Source organism: Syntrophotalea acetylenica (assembly GCF_001888165.1).
Lineage (GTDB): Bacteria > Desulfobacterota > Desulfuromonadia > Desulfuromonadales > Syntrophotaleaceae > Syntrophotalea > Syntrophotalea acetylenica.
In genome coordinates this window covers 3003044-3019533 of the sequence record NZ_CP015455.1, presented here as the reverse complement: position 1 = coordinate 3019533, position 16490 = coordinate 3003044, and the positions used below count along the sequence as shown (strand labels likewise).

12 protein-coding genes are annotated in these 16490 nt (G+C 58.4%); 11 read left to right on the top strand and 1 reads right to left on the bottom strand.

Features of this window, described 5'->3' with window-relative positions:
- Positions 1-372: 372 nt before the first annotated feature.
- The 8 genes from buk (at position 373) to A6070_RS14090 (ending at position 9760) form a co-directional block, all read left to right on the top strand.
- A complete protein-coding gene (buk, locus tag A6070_RS14125) occupies positions 373-1458 on the top strand; it encodes a butyrate kinase (RefSeq protein ID WP_072286363.1) in 1086 nt (361 codons plus the stop codon).
- 212 nt (positions 1459-1670) lie between these two features.
- On the top strand, positions 1671-2672 hold the full coding sequence (gene pta, locus A6070_RS14120; protein ID WP_072286362.1) for a phosphate acetyltransferase: 1002 nt from the start codon (positions 1671-1673) through the stop codon (positions 2670-2672).
- Positions 2673-2822: 150 nt separating this feature from the next.
- On the top strand, positions 2823-4250 hold the full coding sequence (locus A6070_RS14115) for a sigma-54-dependent transcriptional regulator (protein WP_072286361.1): 1428 nt from the start codon (positions 2823-2825) through the stop codon (positions 4248-4250).
- 437 nt (positions 4251-4687) lie between these two features.
- The gene (locus A6070_RS14110) at positions 4688-5857 is read left to right on the top strand and encodes an iron-containing alcohol dehydrogenase (RefSeq protein WP_072286360.1); all 1170 of its coding nucleotides are present in this window, start codon (positions 4688-4690) and stop codon (positions 5855-5857) included.
- A 36-nt stretch (positions 5858-5893) separates the two neighbouring features.
- Positions 5894-7060 carry an iron-containing alcohol dehydrogenase gene (locus A6070_RS14105; RefSeq protein ID WP_072286359.1) on the top strand — a complete coding sequence of 389 codons (1167 nt, stop codon included), beginning with the start codon at positions 5894-5896 and terminating at the stop codon, positions 7058-7060.
- Between the two features lie 66 nt (positions 7061-7126).
- The gene (locus A6070_RS14100) at positions 7127-7993 is read left to right on the top strand and encodes a transporter (protein WP_072286358.1); all 867 of its coding nucleotides are present in this window, start codon (positions 7127-7129) and stop codon (positions 7991-7993) included.
- Between the two features lie 154 nt (positions 7994-8147).
- The gene (locus A6070_RS15840) at positions 8148-9023 is read left to right on the top strand and encodes a SprT family zinc-dependent metalloprotease (protein ID WP_083558537.1); all 876 of its coding nucleotides are present in this window, start codon (positions 8148-8150) and stop codon (positions 9021-9023) included.
- A 269-nt stretch (positions 9024-9292) separates the two neighbouring features.
- Positions 9293-9760 carry a hypothetical protein gene (locus A6070_RS14090; protein ID WP_072286357.1) on the top strand — a complete coding sequence of 156 codons (468 nt, stop codon included), beginning with the start codon at positions 9293-9295 and terminating at the stop codon, positions 9758-9760.
- A 633-nt stretch (positions 9761-10393) separates the two neighbouring features.
- Here A6070_RS14090 and A6070_RS14085 read toward each other — a convergent pair.
- Positions 10394-12145 (bottom strand): autotransporter outer membrane beta-barrel domain-containing protein, encoded by a 1752-nt coding sequence (locus A6070_RS14085; RefSeq protein WP_072286356.1) that lies wholly within the window; start codon positions 12143-12145, stop codon positions 10394-10396.
- 295 nt (positions 12146-12440) lie between these two features.
- Here A6070_RS14085 and A6070_RS16195 point away from each other — a divergent pair, with 295 nt between their 5' ends.
- The 3 genes from A6070_RS16195 to A6070_RS14065 all read left to right on the top strand — a co-directional run bounded on the left by A6070_RS16195 (position 12441) and on the right by A6070_RS14065 (position 16440).
- Entirely contained in the window at positions 12441-14339 is a 1899-nt protein-coding gene (locus A6070_RS16195) for a Sir2 family NAD-dependent protein deacetylase (protein ID WP_083568971.1), read from the top strand.
- 232 nt (positions 14340-14571) lie between these two features.
- Entirely contained in the window at positions 14572-15402 is an 831-nt protein-coding gene (locus A6070_RS14070) for a DUF2726 domain-containing protein (protein WP_072286353.1), read from the top strand.
- Positions 15403-15528: 126 nt separating this feature from the next.
- Positions 15529-16440 carry a glycerol kinase gene (locus tag A6070_RS14065; protein ID WP_413788365.1) on the top strand — a complete coding sequence of 304 codons (912 nt, stop codon included), beginning with the start codon at positions 15529-15531 and terminating at the stop codon, positions 16438-16440.
- The last annotated feature ends 50 nt before the right edge of the window (positions 16441-16490 follow it).

Sequence of the window (16490 nt, the reverse complement as noted above, 5' to 3'; positions counted from 1 at the left end):
CAAGAGAGAGACGTTCGAAGCGCTTTGGCAGAAAAATACAGGTTGGGCTCAGCCGTAAGTGACGTCCGGGATGGCGGCCATGCCTGCAAGATTTATTGCTATTGCAGAGCCTTTCCATGGCCCTGGTCGATCCTGATACGACCGCCTTTCTCAACCGCTCTTCTCTTGTATGCCTCCGCCACCGCGTTGCATCCCCATGGGGCGTGAACATCCTGCTTTAAACCATATAATTATATTAAATTACGAATAGTTGCACCATCGCACAGGACTGGCATCGGGCTTGCTGATTGTACATCTTCACCTTCCGGAAAATCCGGATGGAAAAGCTGCCTGCCAGGTATTCATGTCAACCCGGTTGCCAAGGATAAAGCCATGTCGACACATGCCAACTATCGGATTCTCGCCATCAATCCGGGATCCACATCGACCAAGGTCGCCCTGTTTGAAAACGACACCCTGCTGTTGCAGGAAACCCTGCGCTACGACACGGATGCCCTGGCGCCCTTCGCCCATGTGCCGGACCAGTATTCCTTCCGGCGCGATTCGGTGCTGCATTGGCTTGAAAAGCACGGCGTCGCTGTGAACGGGCTGGATGCCGTCGTCGGCCGGGGCGGCCTTTTCGGTCCCCTCGAAAGCGGTACCTACGCCGTCAATCAATCCATGCTGGAGGAAATGCGGGCCATCGGTCCCCGTGAGCACGCCTCCAACCTGGGCGTGCTGATTGCCAGGGAGATCGCCGGTCTCGCCGGCGCGCCGGCCTTTACCGTCGACCCGGTGACGGTGGACGAAATGGACGACATCGCCCGGTATTCCGGCCTGGCCGGTATCGAGCGGCACAGCATTGGCCATGCCCTGAATATCAAGGCGGTGGCCCGTCGCGCCGCCGCCGACCATTTTGCGGATTACGCAGAACTCAATCTGATCATCGCGCATCTCGGCGGGGGCGTCTCCGTCACCGCCCATCGGCATGGCCGCATGGTCGATGTCAGCGGCGCTCTCGATGCCGGGCCCTTTTCCCCGGAGCGCAGCGGCACCCTGCCGCTGCTCGATGTGGTCGAGCTTTGCTTCGGCGGTACCTGTACGAAGGCGGAAATCAAGAAAAAGCTCATCGGGCAAGGGGGCCTGGTTTCCTATCTGGGGACCAATTCGGCCATCGAGGTAGGCCGCCGCATCGCCGCCGGAGATAGCCAAGCCCTGGCAGTGGCCCGGGCCATGGCTTACCAGATCGCCAAGGAAATCGGCGCCATGGCTACCGTGCTGAACGGCGATGTCGATGCCATCGTGCTGACCGGCGGGGTGGCGCACTGGAGTGAACTGGTCGAATGGATCCGCGAAAGGGTCGGGTGGATCGCCACCGTCTGGGCCTATCCGGGCGAGGACGAAATGCTCGCTCTTGCACAGGGCGCCCTGCGCGTGTTGCGGAACGAGGAATTTGCGCGAGTTTATGCTCCGCGCTGAGGGGATTGCAAGCGCTGTTTCGTGCAATATTTTTTGCACATGAATATTTCGTTGCAGCCCCTTGAGGGAGCATGGATGGCTTGCTGGTGGTTGTAAGGCTTTAAAAAATAGAGGGTTTTTGAGAATTATCAGACTGGCACGGTCGCTGCTTTACCCAAGGCATGACCTGGTGGCAGGCGACTGGCCAAACCGGATGTTATCGGGGGATGACAATGGATGTTATATCGCAGATCAAGCAAAACGCGCGGCGCCAACCGCAGACCATCGTGTTGCCGGAAAGTTACGATGACCGTATGCTGCTGGCTGCCGGCCGTATTGCCGGGGAAGGGCTGGCCCGCATCGTGCTGCTCGGCGACCCCGAGTCTCTTCTGAACCGGGCCGAGACGGTCGGTGCGGATCTGAGCCGGGTAACGCTGCTGGCACCGGCTGCCAGCGCCCTGCTGCAGGATTATGCTGAAGAACTGGCGGATCTGCGCAAGCACAAGGGGCTTACCGTCGGCGAAGCCTGCAAACAGTTGCTGGCCCTGGATCAACTGCACTTCGCGGCCATGATGGTACGCAAAGGAGATGCCGACGGCGCGGTGGCCGGAGCCTTTAACAGTACCGGCGATGTACTGCGCGCGGCTTTGCAGGTGGTCGGCACCGCCCCCGGCATCCGTACCGTTTCTTCGGTGATGCTGATGGTGACTCCCCGGCCGGAGCTCGGTGAAAACGGCACCCTGCTATTCGCCGATTGCGTGGTCAATCCCCGTCCCGATGCGCAGGCACTGGCCGAAATCGCCGTAACCACCGCGCGCAGCTGCCGCAGCCTGCTGGGGGTGGAGGCGCGGGCGGCCATGCTGTCCTTTTCCACCATGGGCAGCGCCGACCATGAGGAGGTGCGCCGCGTGCGGCAGGCGGTCCAGATCGCCCGAAGTCTGGCGCCGGAACTGCTGATCGACGGCGAAATGCAGCTGGATGCCGCCATCGTCCCCCAGGTCGCCAGCCAGAAAGCGCCGGGATCGCCGGTTGCCGGCCGGGCCAATACCCTCATTTTCCCCGATCTGAATGCCGGCAATATCGGTTACAAGCTGACCGAGCGCATTGCCGGGGCCCAGGCGGCGGGGCTGATGGTACAGGGTCTGGCGCGGCCGTTCAACGACATGTCCCGCGGCTGCACGGTGGAGGACATTGTCAGTACGGTGGCGATGACCGCCGTGCAGAGCCTGGGGTAAGCGGCCTTCCGGTCCGGCGCTAACGCAGGTCTGGCAATATTTTCGCCCGGCGGGTAGAATGTCCTGGTCGCCGGGCGCAGCCCCGGTGCAACCCATGCGGCGGGCTAAGCTTCAGGCCCGTCGCCATCCACCGCAAGGAGGCTGGATACCATGGTGCCTGGCTGTGACACTCTCCCGGTTCTGCTGGTCGACGACGAGCCCAACATCCTTTTCAGTTCCCGTACCATTCTGCGCAGCGCCGGGATTCGCGAGGTCGAGACCTGCGATGACAGCCGTCTGGTCATGCCCCTGCTGGCCAAACGCAATTTCGGTGTCATCGTACTTGACCTGTTCATGCCCCATGTTTCCGGCCAGGAATTGCTGATCGATATCTGCCGCAAATATCCCCACATTCCGGTGCTGATCATGACCGCCAGCGACGAACTGGAGCTGGCGGTGCAGTGCATGAAGAGCGGCGCCCACGATTATCTGGTCAAACCGGTCGATAAAACCCGCTTCGTGACCAGCGTGCAGCGCATCCTGGAATTGTGCAACCTGCGCAACGAAGTGCATCTGCTCAAGGAACAGCTGCTTTCGGATCAGCTCGAACACCCCGAAGTGTTCGCCCCGATCATTACCTGCAGCAAGAAGATGACCGCCATCTTCCGCTACATGGAGGTCATCGCCTGCTCCCGCCAGCCGATTCTCATAACCGGCGAAACCGGTGTTGGCAAGGAACTGTTCGCTACCGCCATCCATCAGCTCAGCAGACTTGCCGGCAAGCTGGTATGCGTCAATGTCGCCGGGTTGGATGACAACCTGTTTTCCGATACCCTGTTCGGCCACGAGCGCGGCGCGTTTACCGGCGCCGACCGGCCGCGGGCAGGACTGATATCCCAGGCTGCCGGTGGCACCCTGTTTCTCGACGAAATCGGTGATCTCGGGGAAGCCTCTCAGGTCAAACTGCTGCGCCTGTTGCAGGAGGGGGAGTACTACCCCATCGGTTCCGATGTGCCGCGCAAGAGCGACGCCCGCGTGGTGGTGGCTACCAACAAGAATCTGCAGCAGATGATGAGCAAAGAGCAGTTCCGCAGCGACCTGTATTACCGGCTCTGCGCCCATCATGTGCATATCCCGCCGCTGCGCGAGCGGCTCGAGGACATCCCCGTTCTGCTCGATTATTTCGTCACCAGGGCGGCCAGGGAATTTCACAAGAAGCCGCCGGTTTCCAATCCGGAACTGTCGCGTTTGCTCGGCAGCTATGCCTTCCCGGGCAATGTGCGGGAGCTGCAGGCCATGGTTTATGATGCCGTGGCCCGGCATCAGTCCGGCGTGCTGTCCATGGACAGCTTCAAAAGCGTGATCTGCCGCGAAAAAACCGTGCAATTACCCTCTCCGGATCGGGATCGGCCCGCCGCCGAACGGTTGCGCACTCTGTTCGGGCGGTTTCCCACCCTGAGGGAGATGGACAGGCTGCTGATTATGGCCGCCATGGATCTGGCCAGAGGCAATCAAGGGGTCGCCTCGACCCTGTTGGGGATCTCGCGGCAGGCTCTCAACCAGCGCCTCAAACGTCAGGAGCCGCCTGACGGGCGTTGAATTTCGTCGTGAGTCCGTGCCGTGGCATCGCTGCGGCATAAAGCTGAGAAGGCGTTTTATCCGAGGATTATAGTTCCTCAATTTATCTTTCTGTTCTGTCAATCTTTCTTGCATCCCCTTGCGCATCCCTTTGCTGGCCGCTGACAAATCTGCTTTATTCTGGTTTTCATCTGGCAATTCCCTAAAAACATCGTTCTAAATTTGCAGGATTCGTTGCACCCCAAAAGGTTGCGCAAGGCCTGCGAATTTTATTCAACATATTGAAAGTAAAACATAATTTCCGTTTACGATACTTGGTATGTTCTCTGCTCTGGTGTGTTGCGGATTCACCGTTGGCTTTGTGGAGGAGGATGCAGCCGCGGTTCGTTGTTATGTGCATGCCGGCACCGTCCGCATGCTCTCTTTAACCCGTTACACAACAGAAGGAGAAATGCATCATGGGAGCAATGGCAGAAAAGGTTTACGGATTCTATATGCCTACGGTCAGTCTCCTGGGGCTGGGAGCGGTCAAGCAGGTTGGTCAGCAGGCCAAGGTGCTGGGCGGCACCAAGGCCCTGATCGTCACCGACGCCGGTCTGGCCAGGATCGGGGTCGCCGACCAGATCAAGGGCTACCTGGAGGAAGCCGGCCTGAGCGTAACCGTCTTCGACGGAGCCGAGCCGAATCCCACCGATCTCAACGTGCGCGACTGCCTCAAGGTGTGGCAGGACAACGGCTGTGACCTGCTCGTCACCCTGGGCGGCGGCAGCTCCCACGACTGCGGCAAGGGCATGGCCATCATGGCCACCAGCGGCGGCGACATCCGCGATTGGGCCGGCATCGATACCCTGCAGGCCGACCTGCCGCCCTACATCGCCATCAACACCACCGCCGGTACCGGCAGCGAGATGACCCGCTTTGCGGTGGTCACCAACACCGACACCAAGGTCAAAATGGTGTTCTGCGATGCCCGTCTGACCGCCGACGTGGCTGTCAACGATCCGGGCCTGATGGTCGGTCTGCCATCATCGCTGACCGCCGCCACCGGCATGGACGCCCTGACCCACGCCGTGGAAGCCTATGTCACCACCTTGCTGTCCAACCCGGTCACGGACTGCCTGGCCATGCAGGCCATAAGACTGATCGGCAAGTGGCTGCGCAAGGCCGTGGCCAATGGCACCGACCTGGAAGCGCGCGACGCCATGGCCTACGCCGAATACCTGGCCGGCATGGCTTTCAACAGCGCCGGTCTGGGCATCGTACATTCCATGGCTCATCAGCCGGGCAGTCTGCTGGGCAAGCCGCACGGGGTGTGCAACGCCATCTGCCTGCCGGTGGTATGTGAATTCAACCTTATCGCCAACGCCGAAAAATACGCCAAAGTTGCCGAACTTCTGGGCGAAAACATCGAGGGTCTCACCACCATGGAAGCGGCCGAACAGGCCGTCGCCGCTATCCGTCGCCTGTCCAGGGACATCGGTATTCCCAAAGGTCTGGCCGCCATCGGCGTGACCGAAAAGGATATTCCCGTCATGGCCGAAAACGCCATGAAAGACGTCTGCACCCTGTTCAATCCCCGCACTGTGAAGGTTGCAGACATTATCGAGTTGTACAAAAAGGCGATGTAAATATTCCCGTTGCGATTTCAGGAAAGAGAGGAAGATATGAGGGCTCTTGCAGAACAGACGTTCGTTTTCAATATTCCCACGGTCAGCCTGCTGGGCGTAGGCGCCGCCAAACAGGCCGGCGCCGAAGCGAAAAAGGCCGGCGGCAAAAAGGCCCTGCTGGTCACCGACAAGGGGCTGGTCAAGCTCGGCATGGCGGGCGACATCCAGGCCAACCTGGAAGAAGCCGGTCTGCAGGTGGTCGTGTTCGATGGTGCCGAACCCAACCCGACCGACAAAAATGTGGAAGCCGGCCTCAAAGTCTACCGGGACAACGGCTGCGATCTGATCGTATCCCTGGGCGGCGGCAGCTCCCATGACTGCGCCAAGGCCATCGGCGTGGTGGCCACCAACGGTGGCTCGATCCGCGATTACGAGGGCGTCGGCAAGATCGCCAAACCGACCCCGCCCAAGATCGCCATCAACACCACGGCCGGCACCGGCAGCGAGATGACCTTTTTCTGCGTCATCACCAATACCGACAACCACGTCAAGATGGCCATTGGCGGCGCCCAGATCACTCCCACGGTCGCCATCAACGACCCCCTGCTCATGGTCGGTCTGCCCCCGGCATTGACCGCCGCCACGGGCATGGACGCCCTGACCCACGCCGTGGAGGCCTATGTTTCGATCATGGCCACTCCGGCCACCGACGCCTGCGGTCTGCAGGCCATCGAACTGATCGCCAAGTGGCTGCGCAAGGCCGTGGCCAACGGCCAGGACCTCGAAGCCCGCGAAGGCATGGCCTTTGCCGAATACCTGGCCGGCATGGCCTTCAACAACGCCTTCATCGGCCACGTGCATGCCATGGCGCATCAGCTTGGCGGCTTTTACAATCTGCCACACGGGGTATGCAATGCCGTGCTGCTGCCGGTGGTCGAACAGTACAATCTCATCGCCTGTCCCGAGCGGTTCCGGGACATCGCCGTCGCCATGGGCGAGAACGTGACCGGCCTGTCCGTCATGGATGCCGGCCAAAAGGCCATCGCGGCCATGCGGCGGCTGTCGGCGGATGTCGGCATTCCCGCCGGCCTGGGTGAGCTGGGTGTCAAGGAAGACGATATCCCGATTCTGGCGCAAAACGCTTCGAAGGATGTCTGCTGTCTGACCAATCCGCGCTTGATCAGCATCGATGAAATCATGGCCCTGTACCGGGCGGCCATGTAATCACCCGTGCTTCGGGGGCGACAGGGGTCGCCCCCGGAATTTCATTTTCATCCAGGAGGCAGGGACATGAAAAGATTGTTGATCATCAGCGTTCTGCTGAGCGCTTTTTTGGTGCCGGATCTGGCCCGATCGGCCGATCCCCGTGACTACATCCCGCTGCCGGCCGGCAGTATGCTGTTCTGCACCTACCTGCAGCACATCACCGGCCACCGCCTCAAGAACGATGACCAGGTCGTTTCCACCGATTTCAATCTCAGCCAGAATATCGTCATCTTCCGTCCGGTGTACTACACCAATCTCGGGCCGTTCGTGGTCGATCCGCAGGCCCTTATCATCGCCGGCGAAGCCAGTCTCGATGGCGATCTGGTCAACGATACATCCAGTTCCGGCATCGCCGACCCGGTATTTCTCATGACCACCTGGTTCGTCAACAACCCGGAAAAACAGCTGTGGCTCGGCTATACGCCCTACTTCACCATTCCTATCGGCGAATACAGCAAGAAACGGGCGCTGAACCTTGGCGCCAACCGCTGGGCGCTCAAGAATGAAATCGGCCTGGTCAAGGGCTTCGGGCCGCTTTACATCGACCTGATCGGCAATGTCACGATTTTCGGCGACAACGACGACTGCTGGAATGGGGAGGAAACGGTTACCAAAAAGCAGGACCCGCTCTACGGCGCCGAAGTGCACGTGAGCTATGATGTCACCAAGCGCTGGTGGCTCGGCCTGAGCTATTTCTACGCCAACGGCGGCGAAACCGAAATCGACGGCATCGACCAGCAGGACGATCAGGACAATCATGCCCTGATGTTCACCTCCGCCTTCAATATCGGCGACAATTACCAGCTGCTGCTGCAGTATCGGGACGACTTCGGGGTCAAGAGCGGCGTCGAGACCAAGTCGATTCAGGCTCGCTTTGCCTTTTTCTACTGAGATTCAGGCTGTTCTGTCATTCTCGATTTTTCTGCGAGATTTTCCCCTCCTGGGCAGAGGGGATTTTTTTTGCGCCGGGGCCAAGGTCTTGCCCTCGCTTAAGAAATCTGGCAGACTCCGACACGGAATCCACCCGTTTCCCCGGAGTTTGTCAATGACCCAACCAGGCAGATCTCCCTTCCAGCTCGGGCAGACCGTCCGCTTCATGCATCAGGGCCGCGAACTTTCCGGCACCGTGGCGCGTGCCGATCGGCGGCAGGTGTATGTCCTCGGCGACGACCGCCGCGTTTACCGGCTTGACCACGAACAGCTGGTGCCGCCTACCCGGGCACCCGTGGTGCAGCCTCCTCCTGTTGAGCTTCCGGTCCCCGCGGTTTCCCCCCTGCAGTTTCAGGTCGGCGACCGGGTGTGTTTCCGGTTCCGCGAGAAAACCGTCGCCGGCTGTATTGCGCGGCTCAATCCCAAACGGGCGCTGGTGGTGTGCGACAACCGCGACGAATACCGCGTTTGCTATGCGCTGCTGGCGCGCGAGGCAACGGAAGGAGCGGCGCAACCAACCCCTTCGGACGATGTCTCGCGGCTGGAGGCTGTCGAACAGCAGGCTGGAGAGATGCTCCAGCGCCACGGCCTGAAGAACTGGCGTTTTGTTTTTGACGACGCCACGCGTCGCGCCGGCAGCTGCCGGTACGGCAGCAGGACCATCACCCTGTCGCGGCATCTGGCGCGCAATGCCCCCGAGGCTGAAATTCTCGATACCCTGCTGCACGAAATCGCCCACGCCCTGGTCGGGCCCGGGCACAACCACGATGCCGTATGGCGTGCCATGGCCAAACGGCTTGGCGGCAGCGGGGAGCGTTGCCATGGTCTGCGCTTCGCGCCGCCACGTTACATCGTAAGCTGCCGCAACGGCTGCTGGGTCGCCACCGCCGAACGCCGCCGGCGTCATGTAGTGTGCAAGCGCTGCAAGGGAGAGGTGGTGTTCGAGACCTTTACGCAAGAGCGCTGGCAGCAATGTTGTCCCGACCGCTAGACCGACTGAGTCCGTTGCCATCCATTCCCTTTGCATGAACACGGTTGCGCCTAAATCCCTGCCTTCGCATGTCGCTTCATGGTGACGCCCCATTCTCCAAAAAAGGCGCGGTTCTGCAAAAATTTCCCGGAACCCGGTAAACCTTGCGCCTGACAAACCGTCTCAATTGCCAAAGCCATCGACCGGGGTTTCATTCATCCCCGGCGGCATGAATCGTGCTCTTCCGGTAGAAGTTCATTTTTATCCTGCATTGCAAAGGAGATCCGAAAATGAGACACATGCTTTTTCTGTTGCTGGCCGTTGCCCTGATGGGAACGTCCGTCGCCCAGGCCTCCGACGTGGACTTCGGCCTCGATGTGCACATCGGAAGCCACGGCGCCCGTCCCGTCGTCGTGCACGAGCCCCCCGTGTTCCTGGCGCCCGCCGAACTTGGCTTTCATGTTGCCGTAGGGGTGCCTTATGACATGTTCTATGTCGGCGGCAGCTACTATGTCTGCAAGGATCGCCGCTGGTATCGGGGCGCGAGCTACAATGGCCCCTGGCAGGGTGTCGGTCCCCGGCATCTGCCGCCCGGGCTGGCCAAAAAACGTTATCGGGACATCATCCGTGCAAGGGATGCGGAATATGCCCATTACAGAAGGGACAGACATCATTACAAGGGCAGGGCTCATTATCCGCAGGACGATGGGCGTGGCCATGGCAAGGGCAATGGGAAGGGGCATAAACATAAAGGTTGATAAGGAAACGGGGAAGGGCGGCAGTGCTCTTCCCCGTTGGTTTTGGTGCTGAAGGATATGGATTTCTTTCCTTGTTTCCCTTTGTGACGCGGCCGGAGTGCAGCGCCGGGCGGGGGCGCCACCCCGCGGTATTGAAGTTAAAGGTTTAGAACTGAGAGCTGTAAGTTGTAAGCTGTAAGCTGCGAGCTCAGGTCAAAATCTTTTACTTCAACTTCGCCGGTCCCGGCCGGCAGCCGGCATACTTTCTTTACTCGTCTAAAGAAAGTATGGAAAGAAAGGACGTAGGGTCGGCTATCGCCATTATGATAGGCTCCGGCTCCAAGGGTGCTGCCTTGTGTCAGCGGCGCTGCCCGTTTGGTGGGGTTGCGCTGCGTAGGGCTTTTGCGTATCGGTAGTGCGTCGCCAGTTTTCAGTTGGGCTGTTGCGGAAACCGGCGCTGCGAGATTGGTTTACGGCAAACCCGGTTTGCCGTCTTTTCCCCCTTGTGACGCCGTTGCAGGCGGGCCAGGAGCCGGGGGGGGAGGTGAGTAAAGCGCCGGCCGGGGAAAATTACCAACATCAAAAAAGGAGCGGACTGTTGGAGTCCGCTCCTTGCAATTTCCTTTTTATTTCAAAAACGCTGTTGCGCCGAATTCAGAACGATCCCTGCATCCCCGCGGCAATCTGCCAGCCATTGAAATCATCCCGCAACTCGACGTCGCCGTTGACGAACATGGACAGATGGTCGGTGAAATTGTTGGCCACGCCCAGGCCGATGATGGCGGCATCCCGTTCCGGTTCGATGCCGTCTACCGTGAAGGTTTCCACGCCGGCGAAGTTGGCGCTGACCTGGCGGTTGATTTCACCGAATTCATGAGCCCATTCCACGCGCACTTCGGTGGTAATGTGCTGTTTTTCGTAGCTGAAGGCGCTGCTCAGGCGCAAACCCAGGCGCGAGGCGATGGAGTGGGCATCGGTGCCCCGGACATGCAGATTGAAGGTGTCGGCGCCCTTTTCGTCAAAGCTTTCGCCGTCGTAGTAGGCGTACTGCAAGGAGGCCATGGGCTGCAGTTCGAAGGCGCCGAGGCGCAGCCAGTGGTAGGCGCCGCCGAGCCACGCGGAAATTTCATCCCCATCATGGCTGGAGGTGGCTTTGCGGGTGCCGTCGGCGAGCTGGATGGCGCGTTCGGTGCCATAGCGGTTGCGCGTCCAGGAGGCGCCGCCATCGACATCGAAACGGCCGAGCTTCCAGCCGCTGTAGAGGCCGCCGCAATAGCTGTCCAGGTCCGTATCGGCGTTGACCGTGTCGTAACGCACATCACCGTTGCCATAGCCGAAGAAGGCTCCTGCCAGGCCGTTGGAGCCGATGCGGCGGTCAAACCCGAGCACGAAACCGTAGGCGTTGTGCCGGTAGCCGAAACGGCCACCGCTGCCGTCCTGGTCCGCTCTGAGCAGGAACGGCTGTGCCCACAGTCCGTTACTGTCTTCGCCAGCGATGTAATCCACATCACTCATCACGCTGTTGGCAGCGGCATAATGGCGCGGCATGCCGGCCAGGGTGCGGGCGCTGTCGCCAAGACGTTCGGTGCGGCTTCGGGCGATGCCGGCAAAACGCCGGGTCAACTGCAGGCTGACATCGCGCAGCGCGGCGTAAGGCTCGGGCGAAAGGGCGTCCAGACCGCGTTGAAACGCGCCATCGCCGAGATCGGCCAGGGCCTGCAGGTCATCGAGCGTCTGCCCTTCGGCACCCTCGGTCAGCCCTGTAAGGCTGGCGAGAATCGCCGCCTGGTTGGCGGTGGCGGGTGCAAACGGAAACTCGACCCCCAGCATGGCGTACACCAGGATGTTATCCAGGTACCAGAACCACTCCCAGGTGCCGCCGGTGACATAGCGCCAGCGCAGTTGTACCGTCTGCCCCAGATAGTCGTTCAGAAAAAATTCTTGAAGAAGCCCGCCGGCAGGGTCGTCGCTGTTTTTGGTTGCCAGATTGGTCCAGGTGGCGCCGCTGTCGGTGCTGATATCAAGAAATGCTCTATCTGATAGAGCAAAAGTCTGAAAATTCCCGGCAAACCTCAGGATGACCTCGCGCGCGGCGCCAAGGTCGATGGCGGGCGAAACAAGCGCCGCATCCCAGTAATAGTTGTAATGAACGTCGGAATCGGCCCCAACCACGCCACCGGAGCTGATGTCGCTCGACAGGCGGAATGTTGAAACTGAGCTGTACCAGCTCCAGGTCATGCCGCTGCCCTGCAGATCCTGGGTGGTCCAGCCCCGGTCGACGAAGGGACTGTCGTCAAAACTCTCCGAAAAAATGGTCGTGTAGTTTCCGACGGCCGCCGCCGGAGCGGCCCACAGCAGGCAGGCCGATAAGACCAGCCCCCACTTTTTCAAAACGGTGGTTTTCATGTCTGTACCTCCTCACAATAAAAACTGCCTTAATCTTGGGAAAAACCAAGAAAGCTCATTAGATATATGGTCAGAAATTTAGCATAACATCATCAAAAAAAACACGGTTATTTTAAGCTAATAGCCATCCGAAAACCCCGGATGGATACTAACGTGAAATAAACACGCCGGGCAGATCCATTCCCACGTTGTTGAAAACCCGCATTTCATTTACACTTTCTGTCAAACAAAGGTCCGCACAGCATTGCGTCGGTGCGGTTTGAGACCAACAAGGCTATGCCGGGAGAAAATCCTTATGGCGGAGGACAAAGTCGGCCGTAACGATCCCTGCCCCTGCGGCAGTGGACTGAAGTACAAGAAATGCTGCCTGGGCCAGCGCCGGGATGCCCCCTCTGGTCAGACCCCGGCGGACATGTTTGCTGAAATCCGTCAGGCGTTGCAAGGGCGCGATTTCGAATCGCTCGAAGAGGCCAACGCCTTCCTCAAGACCCATATGCAGCAGCGCAACCAGCAGTCTGTGGCCGATTTTGCCGGCCTGTCGGCGCAGCAGATGCATCAGCTGCTCTACGACCCTTATGATTCGCCGGGCCTGGTGCGTTTTTCCGAAATCCTGTCCGCGGAGCCCGTGGCACCGATCCTGACCCTGTTCCGGTTGCTGGCGGAGGCCGTCGGCGAGCAGGGGCTGAAGCCCACCGCCAAAGGCAACCTGCCGCGTCATTTCTGCCGGGAGGCGGCCCTCGCTTACTTCGGCGAAGAGGCCTGCCGCGAGCGGACGCGGTATGGCAATATCAACAAGGAAGAGGATTTCTTCGACCTGCACGTCACCCGTCTGGTGGCCGAGGCGGCGGGACTGCTGCGCAAATACAAAGGCCGTTTCATCCTCAGCCGCAACTGCCGCAACCTTCTTTCCCACAACGGATACGCCGCCATCCATCCGCTCCTGCTGCGGGCTTACACGCAAAAGTTCAACTGGGCCTACCGGGACCGCTACCCGGAGATTCCCTTTTTGCAGCAGGCCTTCCTTTTCACCCTGTTTCTGCTGCACCGCCACGGCGATCAATGGCGCGATGCGGCTTTTTACGAAGACCACTTTCTGCAGGCATTCCCCATGCTGCTTGACGAGATGGCACCCGCATCGGCATACGATCCGGAGCAGGAGCTGCGCACCTGCTACACTCTGCGCACTCTCGAATGTTTCGCCCAATTTCTGGGTCTTGCCGAATTGGAATCGATCCCTCGGGAAAAATCGCTTCTGCATGATTACCGGGTGAGAAAAACGGTTCTTCTTGACGAGGCGGTACGGTTTCAGGGGGGTAGGCGCCGACGGGCCACTGACAATGAATACGAGACAGGGTCCATCCGGAAGCTCCGGATAAAAACGAGATGGACAAATCGGCATTGGTCTCAGAAAGGGCCACTCTCGATGGTAAAAATTCAGTCACTTGAGCCGGTACGCTGCGCCGCGTTGATCCGGCAGGCCCGCTGTGTGGTTGCTCTTACCGGTGCCGGCATCTCCACGGCAGCGGGCATCCCGGATTTCCGGGGACCGCAGGGGCTGTATGTAACCCGGCGGTACGATCCCGAGAAGGTCTTCGAGATCGGCTGGTTTCGGCGCAGCCCGCAGTATTTTTACGAATTCTCGCGGGATTTCGTCGACACCGTGAAGGATATCCGGCCGACCTTTACCCACCGCTGGCTGGCTGAACGGGAACAGACGGGTTGCCTGGCCGGGGTGATCACCCAGAATATCGACATCCTCCACCAACAGGCCGGCAGCCGCAAGGTTATCGAACTGCACGGCTCCTACCGCAGTGCCACCTGCACTGCTTGTGGCACACAGTATGCGGACCTCAGCTACGCCTGGTGGCAGCAGGCCATGGCCGCCAGTCCCACACCCCCGCTGGCTCTGTGCTCCCGCTGCAACGGCGTACTCAAGCCCGACATCGTGTTTTTCGGCGAACTGGTCGACCATTACTCACCGGCCGAGCAGCTGGTAAGGCAGTGCGATCTGCTGCTGGTGCTCGGTTCCTCCCTCAAGGTCACCCCCGCCTCGTTCCTCCCGCATCAGACGCAAGCCACCACCATCGTCGTCAACCGTGGACCGGTGCTGCTGCCACCAGCACCCCACCGTTATTTTGTAGATCGCGACCTCGACGCCTATTTCCGGGAAGTGGCGGAGTCCTTGCGAGGATAAATCATGCAGAGACTTCATTTGTCCATGAGTAGTATTCCGGCATCGATGCCAGGATTGCCCGGGATGCCGTGCGGATGGAACGCTTCCGATCCCCAGTTACCCAACGACCTCTGACAAGGGACGTTCTAACATCATTAGAATTGTTGACCCAAGAAAAACCTGGCGTTATTTTAATCCTTGTTTATGGAGTTTTGTTGCCTCTGGTATTTGTAATGTTCGGAGGATGGAATGATTGTTCGGGGGATTATCGTATAGTTTTAAAAACCGCTCGGCGCTGGTGAGGCGCGGGCGGTTTTTGTTTTTTTGGAGGTCCATGAACAGTCTACTTTTTTTGCTGGCTATCTTCGCTGTCCTGGCGGTGATAGCTGCACTTTTCAAGAAGCAGTCCAAGGGCCCATCGGAAGAAGCGACATATGAAGCCCGGCAGAAATTATTCAGTCCGGCGGAACGTTCCTTCTTCGGGGTCTTGGAACAGGCGGTTGCGGGGCAATTCCGCGTTATGGGCAAAGTCCGCCTGGGGGATCTGATCCAGCCGGCCAAAGGCCTCACTCGCAGTCAACGAACCGGAGCCTGGAATCGCATTCACCAGAAACACGTCGATTTTGTTCTTTGTCAGCCGGACACCCTGGCTGTGGCGGGGGTGGTGGAACTGGACGATGCCTCCCATCGGCGCAAGGACCGGAGCGCAAGGGATGCGTTTGTCGACAAGGCTCTGAGCACCGCAGGTATTCCCATCGCGCACTTTGCCGTCTGCAAGGGGTATTCGGTGCAGGAGGTCACGACGAAGCTGGCGGAGGTCCTTTCTTTGGGTTCGGTGGTTTCTGAACCTGTGGCCTTGTCGGGTGTTGTGCAGGAGGGGCAGGGGGTGTTGGAAGAGATGTCTGCCGAAAATGTGGCTGTTGGATTAGCACAAGAGCAAGCAAGTGAGCAGGTACCGCCCATCTGTTTGGCTTGCAGTGCCCCGATGGTGAAACGGCTGGCTAAGAAAGGACCGAATGCCGGCAAGTGGTTTTGGGCGTGTTCGGCGTTTCCGAAGTGCCGGAAGATTCAGATCATTGGCTAATGTTTCTTGATTGAGCTGCCGGATAAGCTTTTGCATGATCAGTGATTTTTTAAGGAGCACAGAGAAGGGATTATTCGGCTGCCACCTGTTAGCGGTGTATAGCCGGTTCAATAGGCTTTAGAGGAGATAGGGTTGGTGAAACAAGTATCAACAACGGCACTAGCAAAAATACTCAATATCCCCACAAAAGAGTTATTTGCAAATTTGTTGGCCCTCGGCCTCATTGAAAAGGACGAGGAAAAGTGGATTTTGACAAAAGAGGGAGAAAAAGCAGGCGGGGATTATAAAGAATCTCCACAATATGGAAAGTACATAGTTTGGCCGGAAGATCTCAACCTCAACCCTCCAAATACCACCGAGAACAAACCTTCCCCAAATTTGCTCACGGCGACAGCCATCGGGCAAGCCTTTGAATTATCGGCAAACAAGATCAACTTTATCCTTTCGGAACTCGGCTGGCTGAATAAAGGCCTTAAAGGTTGGATTGTCACGGAGCAAGGGAAAAAACAAGGTGGCATTCAGGCAGAGGATAGAAAATCTGGGATACCCTACGTTCGTTGGCCTGATTTGATTATTGAATCCAAGTCGCTCATTGAAACGATTGGTCAGGTCAAAGGGACAGATGATACCCAACCCGCCCAAGCTGTCGACAATGGCACTGACTCTGAAACGGAACCAGTGGGATTTAGAGATAAATTTGAGGCAAAGCACCGAAGCGCTGATGGCCATTTTGTTCGGTCCAAGGCAGAAATGCTTATCGATAATTGGTTATACATGGCGGAAATCGTCCATGCATATGAAAGAAAATTGCCGATAGAGGAAGATGTTTATTCAGATTTTTATATCCCGACAGGAAAAGTTTACATTGAATATTGGGGGTATGAGAACGACCAAAAGTACATCGCCAGAAAGGCAAAGAAAATTGAGATCTATAAAAAATATGGATTCAACCTTATCGAGCTTCAGGATAAGGAAGTGCAAAATATAGACGATATATTGCCCCGGTTATTGTTGAAGTATGGTGTTCAAGCGTATTGATTATCTTCGTGAAGCGTTGGTTGATTTGGAATAAAAATCAAGACGATATC